Here is a 7035-nt window from a genome sequence, read left to right as displayed (position 1 = left end):
ATGCAGCAGAAACCAACGTTTTATTACTCAGCATGCTGACCGGAGAGCGACATTCCCAGCCCTCATAAAAATCGATCCGGCAGAATCGTTGCCACCTTTCTCGCTCCTTGGACGAGATAACCCCGAAGAGCCACATGTGTAGTGACTCTCCGGGGTAACAAGATAGATGACGAAGATTTACTGAGAACTCTCCACAACAGCTGGTATTTCATTCGATTCATCAATGCCGTGCCTCGAACGATGCTTCCAGGCTTGCCATACATCTTCAGGAGTTGGCTTGCTCAGTAGCGAACCCACGATAAAGACGATTATCGAGGCCAAAAGCCCAAAGTAGATCGGTTCATTGGCGAACACGCCGTCCAGGGCGTTCTCTGCGGTGATTTCCAAGTAAATCATGGTTCCCAAAGTGACCACGGTGCCAGCCAGCATTGACCAGGCAGCGCCGATACCGGTTCCTCGACGCCATGTCATAGCTCCGATAATCGGCACCAGCAGGCCGCCTACAAGAATGGCATACGCAATGGTGAGTGCTGCAACGACGTCCGGAACGACTAGTGCGAGCGCCATGACGGCAACGCCTAAACCGAACACCCATCGACGGTTCGATTTCACATCTGCTTCGTGATCATCGGATCGCTCCACATTTTCGCGCGCCATCTGGGCAGCCTCTCGGCCGCTCAATTGGCCCGGACGCTTTCTGGAAGCAAAGCTCCTGAGCAGCGGCATCACATCGGTTCGAGCAACTGTTGCACTAGCGATCAGACCACCTGAAGCCGTGGACATCATGGCTGCAATGCCACCGGCCATCGCGATTCCGCCCAGGCCATAGGGCAAGATATCGATAGCGACAATCGAGAAGACGTCGTCACGGTTTTCAATGCCAGAATCCATCGAGGCGACCGTCATGCCGACGATAGCACCGGCAATACCAAAGGCGAGGATGTAGATACCGGCGGTAAAGCCGCCCCACCGAGTAATGCCTGGAGTTCTTCCTGTGAATACTCGCTGCCAGATGTCTTGGCCGATCAAGATACCCAGGGTATAGACCACGAAGTACGTGATGATTGATTGCAAGCCGATGCCGTCAATACTGAAGAATTCAGTATCCAGGCGTTCTTGCATGCCGCTCCAGCCGCCTGCTTCGTTCAAACCATAGGGCAACATGAGAAAGAACAGGCCGACGGTCATAACGACGAATTGAACAACATCAGCAAGGGTAATAGAAAACATCCCACCGATGACAGAGTAAATCAGAACAACTGAGCCGCCAACCAACACTGATAACCAACGGTCCCAGTCAAAGAGCACCACGAAGATTGAGGCGTATGCTCCGGTTGAAGTCGCGCAAATCATCATGGTGTAGGCCAACATAACCAATGAGGCGCCCTGGGTGGATTCGTGTCCATAGCGGAGGGTGAGCATCTGCACTACTGTATAAATCTTGAGTTTCTGCAGCAGCGGCGCAAAGGCCAAGCTCAAGATGATGATGCCTATACCAATTGCACCGACCATCCACATCCCAGAGATGCCATGTTCGTAGCCAAGACCGACACCGCCAACGGCTGAGGCGCCGCCTAGAACTACGGTCACCAGGGTCGCAGTGTAGAACACCGGCCCGAGACGCCGGCCTGCAACTAGGTAGTCCGATACATCTTTCGTGCGTCTCTTACCCCAAAAACCAAACATGACCATGGCAATGAGATAAACAATGATGATTGCGGGGTTGAGCCACTCCATATTGCTGTCCTTAGTTAGCTGACAAATGCTTTATGCGCCTGCCGCTCGTCACTATGGCGAGTATCGCAGATCACATACTGTGCACCTAGAATAAACTTAAGTTGTCTATTAGGCAACATTTGTCTATGGTTTATTGTGAGCCACCTGACACAGGGGCGTCTGGACTCATACTTGAATACTCGAATCTGCGGAGCATAAAGATGCCACGATAAATTTACAACCACTCTTGCAATGCGAAAGGGCAGCGTGAAATCACTACCAATCGAACCGATGCGAACACCCACAGCACTCGGTCGCAGATTACGAGCTGTTCGTGAGCAAAACAGACTCACTATCGATCAGGTAGCCAGCTTCACAGGATTGTCTAAAGGGTTCCTCTCCCGTGTTGAGCGAGATCTCACCAGTCCCTCGGTTGCCAGCTTGGTCGCAATTTGTCAGGTACTTGGCGTACCTCCCGGCCAAATGTTGGAAGTGCCGGAAACGGAAATGGTTGTGCTCGAAGACGCCCCGGCAGTCAGCCTGGGAGGCGATGGCATAACAGAAAAACTCCTGACTCCACCCGGTCAGCGCAACGTACAGATCATCCACGCTGTCGTTGAGGGCGGTGGCCGCGGCGAAGAAGAGCTATACACCATGGATTGCATTGCGGAATCCTTGCACATACTTGAAGGCGAATTTGTTTTAGTCACTTCCGACGCCGAATTTCGCATGAAGCAAGGAGACACCGTGACGCTGCCTGGGTCAGAACCTCATACTTGGTACAACCCGACTGAAGACACAGCAAAGGTGTTGTGGATTCTCACCGGGGGTACCCAAACCACCACATGAAAACGTTCCAGGAAGGACAACCACCATGCTTGAATCACCTCGTGTTGTAGATAACGGAAATATCGGCCCGGTAAACTCCGCCCAAGTTCCCCGCTACAGCGGTGAATCGACCTTCGCACTACTCCCCCGCTTGCGCGATCTCCAGACAGAAAACCGCTCCGCTGATATCAAAATCATCGGCGCACCTTTTGACTCAGGCGTTTCTTATCGCCCTGGTGCTCGATTCGGTCCGGCGCACGTACGACAGTCCTCCCGCCTGCTTCGCCCGTACAACCCTGCTACGGATACTTCACCGTTCGCCCAGGTTCAGATTGCTGATGCAGGCGACATGGCACTGAACCCCTTCAACATCGAAGAAGCAATCGCCTCTGTTGAAGAAGACGCGCTCACCCTCACTGAAGATGGTGCCTCGATCCTCACGATCGGGGGCGACCACACCATTGCTCTGCCATTGCTACGTGCAGCCGCAAAACGTGCAGGCGAACCCGTTGCACTCTTGCACTTTGACGCTCACCTAGATACTTGGGACACCTATTTCGGAGCCGACTACACCCACGGCACACCATTTCGCCGTGCTGCTGAAGAAGGCATCATCGACTCATCGGCCCTATGCCATGTGGGCACCCGCGGTCCGCTATATGGCAGAAAAGACCTCGAAGACGATAAGGCATTCGGCTTCGGAATCGTGTCCAGCGCAGACATCTTCCATAAAGGCGTCGCCGAAGTCATCTCCATGTTGCGCGAGCGCATCGGTGACCGCCCGCTCTATATCTCCCTCGATATCGATGTACTCGATCCGGCACATGCACCGGGCACCGGAACGCCTGAGGCAGGTGGCATGACCAGCCGTGAACTCTTGGAAATTCTCCGCGGGCTACGTGGTCTGAACCTTGTCGGCGCCGATGTCGTAGAAGTGCTGCCCGGGTACGACCACGCCGAGCTCACTGGTATTGCAGCCGCCCACGCATGCTACGACTTGCTCACGCTGATGGCAGACCTGCGTGCCAACGCCTAACAACCACCCGAAAACACTGGTCTGGAGGAAAGTATGAGAAACGGCGGCGACCTTGTGGTCGAGACGTTGTCCGCACTAGGAGCTACCACGGTTTTTGGTATCCCTGGTCAACATGCACTAGGACTTTTTGACGCACTAACACGGAGCCAACTGCAGTTCATTTCCTCGCGTGTGGAGAATAACTCGGCCTTTGCAGCCGATGGCTACGCTCGCGCCACCCACCAACCCGGGATACTTTTCGTATCGACCGGTCCCGGCGCCTTGACCGCGCTTGCTGGAGTGCAGGAAGCCTATGCTTCTGGTGTACCGATGCTGGTGATTTCGTCACAGATCCCCGAGGCAGGCTTAGGTGGCCGCCGCAAGGGGATGCTGCATCAGCTCGATGATCAGAAAGCATCGGCTCGTAACGTGACAAAATCTCAGGAAACGATACACAAGGCGTCTTCGATTCCCTATGCACTCGAAGATGCCTGGCAGACAGCGCTCACCGCGCCACAGGGGCCGGTATGGGTCGAGATCCCGCAGGACGTCCTGCTCAACGAAACTTCGATTCCGGCCCCAGGGGCTATCAACGTCAAAGTTCCATTAGTCGAGCCGCATGCTGGCTCGATACAACGCGCTGCAGAACTCCTTGCATCTGCGAAGCGTCCGGCAATTATTGCCGGAGGTGGCGTGCGTCGTTCCGATGGAGCAGCACAGAATCATCTGCAACAGCTTGCCGAGCTCGTCGATGCACCAGTGGTCTGCACCCCCGGTGGCAACACTGCCTTCCCATATGAGCATCCGCTCTCCCTGGGTGGCTGGATCGAAGACCGCTACGTCACAGAAGTATTGGAAAATGCCGATGTCTTATTAGCTGTCGGGACGTCATTAGGAGAAGTCAGTTCCAATTATTTCACCATGGAACCGCGTGGACAACTGATCCAGATCGATGCGCACGTGAGGGTTTTAGAATCCAATTATTCCGGTCTCGGTATCCGTTCAGATGCCAGCATCGCACTTGCTGAGATCACCTCCGCAGTTCAGCGCCAGGGTGATCTTGCGACCAGTACGTGGCACGGGAAAACCTCAGGCGATTTGGCCCGTGATGTTCAACGAAACATTGATCAACGCTTGGCTAAACAAGATCTCACGCACGAAATTAGCATCATGAATGCCATACGCTCTGCTATTCCGGATGATGCTGTCACGTACTGGGACATGACTATTGCCGGCTACTGGGCTTGGAATGTTTGGGACGCCCGTTCTGGAGCAATGCATTCGGGCCAAGGTGCAGGCGGCATCGGTTATGGATTCCCAAGCGCTTTTGGCGGAGCCATTGGCCAAGGTGAGCGAGTACTTGCAGTTTCTGGAGACGGTTCCGCCATGTACTCGATCGCCGAACTTGCGGCAGCAAAACAGCACAATGTACCGGTCACCTGGCTCATTATTGATGACGGTGGGTACGGAATTCTGCGTGAATATATGCATGGCGCCTTCGGCCAGGCGACTGCAACTGAACTTGCTCGCCCCGACTTTGTCGCATTATCCGAGTCGTTCGGCATACCAGCCGTGACAACCGACGCAGCAGGCTTGCATGAGGCATTGTCTCAAGCATGGTCTACCGACGGCACCAATCTTGTGGTGCTGCAAACTACGCTCAAAATGTGGGACGCTACTCACGAAATGTGATGACTGCGATGAGACTAGGAAAGAAGGAAAACATCATGACTACTTCTCTTTCATACAAAACGATCGACCCTGCAACGGCCGAAGTGCTGAAAGAATACCCAGGCATTTCCGACCACGAGGTCGAGAGAATCGTTCAGGACTCTAAGAAAGCATTCGCTGCCTGGCGACAGCTCAGCATCGAAGAGCGTGCCGCGAAAGTGGAACGTCTCGCACAACTCTTCGAAGAGAACGTAGATGAGCTCGCTGCGATCATGACCAAGGAAATGGGCAAACCCATTGCTGAGGCACGTGAGGAAACTGAATTCTCGGCTGAAATCTTCCGCTACTACGCAAAGAATGGCCCAAAGCTAGCGGCTGACGAAAAGGTCAGCGAAGATGATGACGTCGTCTCGTATATTCAACGCCGACCTGTCGGCCCCGTGCTGGGAATCATGCCGTGGAATTTCCCTTATTATCAGATCGCACGATTCGCTTCACCGAACCTCGTGCTGGGCAACACCATTGTTCTCAAGCATGCGGAATCTTGTCCAGAATCCGCGCTTGCGATGCAGCGGATGATGGACGAAGCGGGTATTCCTGGAGGTGTCTACCAGAACGTTTTTGCAAACCACGAGCAAATTTCACAGTTCATTGCTCACCCCGTCATGCAAGGTGTGTCATTGACCGGGTCAGAACGGGCTGGAGCTGCTATCGCCGAACAGGCTGGCAAGAACCTCAAGAAGGCGGTTCTCGAGCTCGGTGGTTCTGATCCATATGTCGTGTTGTCCACAGACAACATTCAAGCTGCTGCACGTCAGGCCTTTGCCACCCGGATGGAAAATACCGGCCAAGCTTGCAACTCGAATAAACGAATCATTGTCATGGCCGATATTTACGATGAGTTCGTCGCAGAAATGACGACACTTGCATCGGCGTTGCAACCCGGAGATCCAACAGCGGGTGAAAAGAACACCTATTCTCCGCTCTCTTCCGAAAAGGCCGCTGACACCCTGATGTCACAGCTCGACCAGGCACGGCAAGCCGGTGCCACCATCCATGTGGGAGGACGCCGCGAAGATCTTCCCGGATTCTATGTTCAGCCGACCGTCGTGACCGACATTCCACAAGGATCTGACGTATACTACGAAGAATTCTTTGGCCCCGTAGTCAATATATTCCGCGTGGAAACCGATGAGCAGGCCTTAGAGTTAGCCAACGATACACAGTACGGCTTGGGCTCTGCAGTCTTCGCGGTTGAACAAGAGCGCGCCGAGAAATTTGCGGAGCAACTCGAGGCCGGCATGGTTGGTGCGAACTCTTCCCCAGAAGAATCAGCCGAAGTAACTTTCGGTGGGGTGAAACGCTCCGGATACGGTCGTGAACTCGGCCCCGTAGGCATGGACGAGTTCGTCAACAAACGGCTGATGACTATCAAAAAATAGCCAAGGCTCGAACTCATAGCGATGGCGGTCGGCGATAACAGCTGACCGCCATCGTCATGAAATCAGCATTGGGATGTTAGTGCAGCGCACTGTCCGAAGTCCGTTCTTCGAAAATCATGACGGTTTGGGTATCCACCACACCGTCCAGCGGTTGAATCTCATCAAATACCACGCGGCGCAGATCCGCATTATCACGAGCACGCACCAGCAGGATGACGTCCATCGGCCCACCCGTGAGAGTCACATGCCAGATTTCGGGGATATCCAAGAGTTTCTGTCGTAAAGCACGCCAGTTATGTTGGCGCAGTTTGAGAATGACATGCGCCGAAGCTCCGAAACCCAGTCGGGCGTGATCCACCGAGA

Annotated in this window: 6 protein-coding genes; 4 read left to right on the top strand and 2 right to left on the bottom strand. The window is 54.1% G+C overall.

The window, feature by feature from the left end:
• Window positions 1-177: 177 nt before the first annotated feature.
• The gene (locus L0H14_RS11260; protein ID WP_301421854.1) at window positions 178-1737 is read right to left on the bottom strand and encodes a sodium:solute symporter; all 1560 of its coding nucleotides are present in this window, start codon (window positions 1735-1737) and stop codon (window positions 178-180) included.
• 246 nt (window positions 1738-1983) lie between these two features.
• Here L0H14_RS11260 and L0H14_RS11255 point away from each other — a divergent pair, with 246 nt between their 5' ends.
• Genes L0H14_RS11255 through L0H14_RS11240 form a run of 4 tightly spaced genes read left to right on the top strand, consistent with a single transcriptional unit; the run spans window position 1984 to window position 6672 of the window.
• On the top strand, window positions 1984-2565 hold the full coding sequence (locus tag L0H14_RS11255; protein WP_301419612.1) for a helix-turn-helix transcriptional regulator: 582 nt from the start codon (window positions 1984-1986) through the stop codon (window positions 2563-2565).
• Between the two features lie 25 nt (window positions 2566-2590).
• Window positions 2591-3580, top strand: coding sequence for an agmatinase (gene speB, locus L0H14_RS11250; protein WP_301419613.1), 990 nt, complete (start codon window positions 2591-2593; stop codon window positions 3578-3580).
• Window positions 3581-3613: 33 nt separating this feature from the next.
• Window positions 3614-5251, top strand: a complete 1638-nt coding sequence (locus L0H14_RS11245; protein WP_301419614.1) for a thiamine pyrophosphate-binding protein — start codon at window positions 3614-3616, stop codon at window positions 5249-5251.
• 35 nt (window positions 5252-5286) lie between these two features.
• The gene (locus L0H14_RS11240; RefSeq protein WP_301419615.1) at window positions 5287-6672 is read left to right on the top strand and encodes an NAD-dependent succinate-semialdehyde dehydrogenase; all 1386 of its coding nucleotides are present in this window, start codon (window positions 5287-5289) and stop codon (window positions 6670-6672) included.
• A gap of 76 nt (window positions 6673-6748) precedes the next feature.
• Here L0H14_RS11240 and L0H14_RS11235 read toward each other — a convergent pair.
• Window positions 6749-7035, bottom strand: a 287-nt coding sequence (locus tag L0H14_RS11235; protein WP_301421853.1) for an Lrp/AsnC family transcriptional regulator, incomplete at its 5' end; no start/stop codon positions are given.

Source organism: Yaniella sp. (genome assembly GCF_030453185.1).
Lineage (GTDB): Bacteria > Actinomycetota > Actinomycetes > Actinomycetales > Micrococcaceae > Yaniella.
The sequence above is the reverse complement of the archived record's forward strand: the minus strand, read 5'-3'. Positions and strand labels throughout refer to the sequence as shown.

Bases quoted from the DNA above. Each gene is read 5' to 3' on its own strand.
- L0H14_RS11260 (WP_301421854.1), bottom strand. From the start codon at position 1,737: ATGGAGTGGCTCAACCCCGCAATCATCATTGTTTATCTCATTGCCATG.
- speB (WP_301419613.1), top strand. From the start codon at position 2,591: ATGCTTGAATCACCTCGTGTTGTAGATAACGGAAATATCGGCCCGGTA.
- L0H14_RS11245 (WP_301419614.1), top strand. From the start codon at position 3,614: ATGAGAAACGGCGGCGACCTTGTGGTCGAGACGTTGTCCGCACTAGGA.
- L0H14_RS11240 (WP_301419615.1), top strand. From the start codon at position 5,287: ATGACTACTTCTCTTTCATACAAAACGATCGACCCTGCAACGGCCGAA.